Source organism: Candidatus Sericytochromatia bacterium, from assembly GCA_035285325.1.
Taxonomy (GTDB): domain Bacteria; phylum Cyanobacteriota; class Sericytochromatia; order S15B-MN24; family JAQBPE01; genus JAYKJB01.
In genome coordinates this window covers 1-2,802 of the sequence record JAYKJB010000125.1, presented here as the reverse complement: position 1 = coordinate 2,802, position 2,802 = coordinate 1, and the positions used below count along the sequence as shown (strand labels likewise).

General features: G+C 66.8%; 2 protein-coding genes. Both read left to right on the top strand.

Annotated elements, in window-relative coordinates; all coding sequences use genetic code 11:
- Positions 1-434 (top strand): hypothetical protein (locus tag VKP62_15560; GenBank protein MEB3198613.1); only part of this gene is annotated, 434 nt, incomplete at its 5' end.
- A gap of 222 nt (positions 435-656) precedes the next feature.
- Complete coding sequence (locus tag VKP62_15555; GenBank protein MEB3198612.1) at positions 657-2,597, top strand: hypothetical protein; 1,941 nt, start codon at positions 657-659, stop codon at positions 2,595-2,597.
- Positions 2,598-2,802: the final 205 nt, after the last annotated feature.

The following is a 2,802-nucleotide window of genomic DNA, read 5'->3' as shown; positions in this document are numbered from 1 at the left end:
TGCGGGGTTGCGGCCTGGCGTTTGCCCCTGGCGTGGAGCATCGTCCGTTGTTGATTCCGCTGGATACGGCTTCGACCATGGTGACGTGCGACATCCTGTTTCTGCTGGATTACACCCCCAAGGAAATCGCCCGCCTGGAAGATATGGTCGAGAAACTGCCGGTGGGCGCGCCCAAGTGGGAGGCCGCGCGTCTTCGCCTGCAAGAATTGCGGGACGCGCGTGCCGCCTTCAACCCCCTCTTCTACGCCGAGGACCTCCGCCTGGCTGAAATCACGCTCGAACAGGCCGATGCCGAGGACCTCAGTCAGGCGACCAGCTTGCGTCAGGCGTATGAGGTGAGCCAGAAGGTGCGCAAGAAGAAGAAGGCCAAGGGCAAGCCCAAGTCGTACGTGCCGATTGAGCCTGATTCTCCGCCAGAGCTGGCCACGATCTGAACCGAGGCTCAACGGCTCGACGCCCTTTCCTTGGGCTTTCGCGGCGATTGCGTCATCCGGGCCTGCTGGTTCGGATGTCGCTCACCCGCTGTGTCCTGGCATCCGTTACGATCAAACCAGGTTTGCTTGGGTTGTCTGATCTGGGGTATGCAGAGAAAGCAGCGTTGGATCAGGAAGCTGAGGAATCGAATGGCTGTGCGAGGTCGCGCGGACGTCGGCGTGATGCGCCGCAGAAAGTCCACGGTGCTCCTGGCGCTGCTCCTGCCGCTCACTGGCTGCCAGGTGCCGTTGGCGCAGCTGGCTGAGGAGGCCGGGAGCGTGCGTCTGCGTGGCGGGGGCGTGGCCACAGAGCGTCCGCTGCAGACGATGCCGGGGACGCTCGTGCTGCTGGGCCCTGCGGGCCCCTTGGCTGATGGAACGCGTGTGCGCTGGGACGGGGTCGACCTGGTGGTTGCCAACGGGGTGCTGACGTTGCCGCCAGGCCTGCTGGCGCGCGGAGGGCCCTTCTTCGTGGTGGTTGACGGCTTCGAGCCGCTGGAGGTGGCGGCCGGAGGGCTGGCGCAGGGGCGGCTGCAACTGCGGCCGCCTGGGGATGCGGCCGCCCTGGCTGTGGGTACGCCCTTTGCTCCAGGGGCCCCGGCTCAGCGGCTTCCGGCTCCGGCGGCGCTGCGCTTGAACGACCTCAGGCTGACTGCAGGGGGTAAATTGCACGCCAGTGATGCCCTCACCCAGCTGGCCGCCCATGTCACGCCCCGTGAGCCCGACTTGCTGGTGAAAGTGGCCGATGCCGGCGACACGCCCCGCCGTGTCTCCGGCCTGCTCACCACTCCCTCCGCGTTGCGCTATGATCCGGCTCGCAACACCTTCATCGTGGGGGCTGTCCCGCAGGCCCAGGCTCCTGGGCTCGCGACCAGCCTCTTCGCCTTGGCGACCGTCGTGTCTCCGGGCAGCGGCGCCGCGGTTTCCAGCGCCGGCCGCTCGGGGCCGCTGGGTTCGCAGCAGGATACGGGAGGGGCGCAGCTCGGGAACGCCCTGGTTGGCCAGGATGGTGCCACCTTGATCTCCGATCGCGGCAGCGTGCTGATCGGCCAGGATGGTGCCACCTTGATCTCCGATCGGGGCAGCATGCTGATTGGCCTGGATGGCAGCACCCTGGTCTCCGATCGCGGCAGTGCCTTGATCGGTCTGGATGGAAGTACGCTGGTCTCCGACCGCGGCAACGCCCTGATCGGTCTGGATGGCAGCACCCTGGTCTCCGATCGCGGCACGGGGCTCACCTGGCAGAGCGGCTCGCCCTTTACCGCCGGCGGCAGTGGCCTTGCGGCCGTGGTGGGCTTTCCTTACTTTCCTGCCCAGGCGCTATCGCTCGCCAAATACGGCCTGCGCCAGGCGGGGCCGGCGGCCCCGCTTCAGCGCGAGACCCTTGCGGGGATTCTGGAGAGGCTCTGGCCGCAGAAAACCTTGGTTCGGGCGCTTGACCTCGATGGTCGCCCGCTCTCGCCCTGGGTTGTGACCCAGTCCTCCGGGGCGTACGTGTTGGCCTTGTCGGCGCCCTTGCCCCCTGTTTATGTTCTGCAAGCGCAATTCCAGGAAGCAGATAAACCGCTGCTACGCGCCTTCGGATTGGGGTTTGCGCCGGGCGTTGAAAACCGCCCGAGCCTGTTTCCGCTCGATAGTGCCTCCACCATGGTGACGTCGGACATTCTTTTTTTGCTGGACTATACGGCCCAGGAGATCGCTCGGCTGGAGGCCAGGCTGGCGCAGCTTCCCGAGAATTCAACCCAACGGACCGTGGCCCAGGCGCGTTTGCTGGAGTTGAAGGGGGCGCGGGCGGCCTTCAACCCCCTGTTCTATGCCGAGGATCTCCGGCTGGCCGAACGCACGCTCAAGCAGGGGGATGCCGAGGCCCTGAGCCGGGTCAACTCCTTGCGGGAGGCCTATGACATCAACGAAAAGGTGCGCCGAAGGAACCCTGGTGCGGGGCGGCCGCAGGCGTACACGCCGATTTCCCCGGATTCTCCACCAGAATTGAATGCCCCGCTGCCTCAGCCCTCGCCCTCGTCGACCGCTCGTCCGCCTGGTAGCGAACGCGAAGCTGATGATGACGACGGTGAAGCAAGCGATGGGGATGGGGATGACGACCCTGGCGAGGGCGACGACTGAGCGTGAACCCGAGGCTCCGCTCGCCGCGTGGCAAGACGGACCCAAGCGAAGTGCCGTGATCAGTCCAGCGCCGCGTTGGGCACCAGGCGGATCTGGTTGTTCAGGGCGTCGGCCAGCACCAGTCGGCCGGTCGGGTCGATCGTCAGGCCGAGCGGCAAGCCCAGCACCTGGTCCCCGCGCGTCTCCGTCAGCACCCGCCCGCCCG

Excerpts from the sequence above, each read along its gene's own strand:
- VKP62_15555 (MEB3198612.1), top strand. The coding sequence starts at position 657 with ATGCGCCGCAGAAAGTCCACGGTGCTCCTGGCGCTGCTCCTGCCGCTC.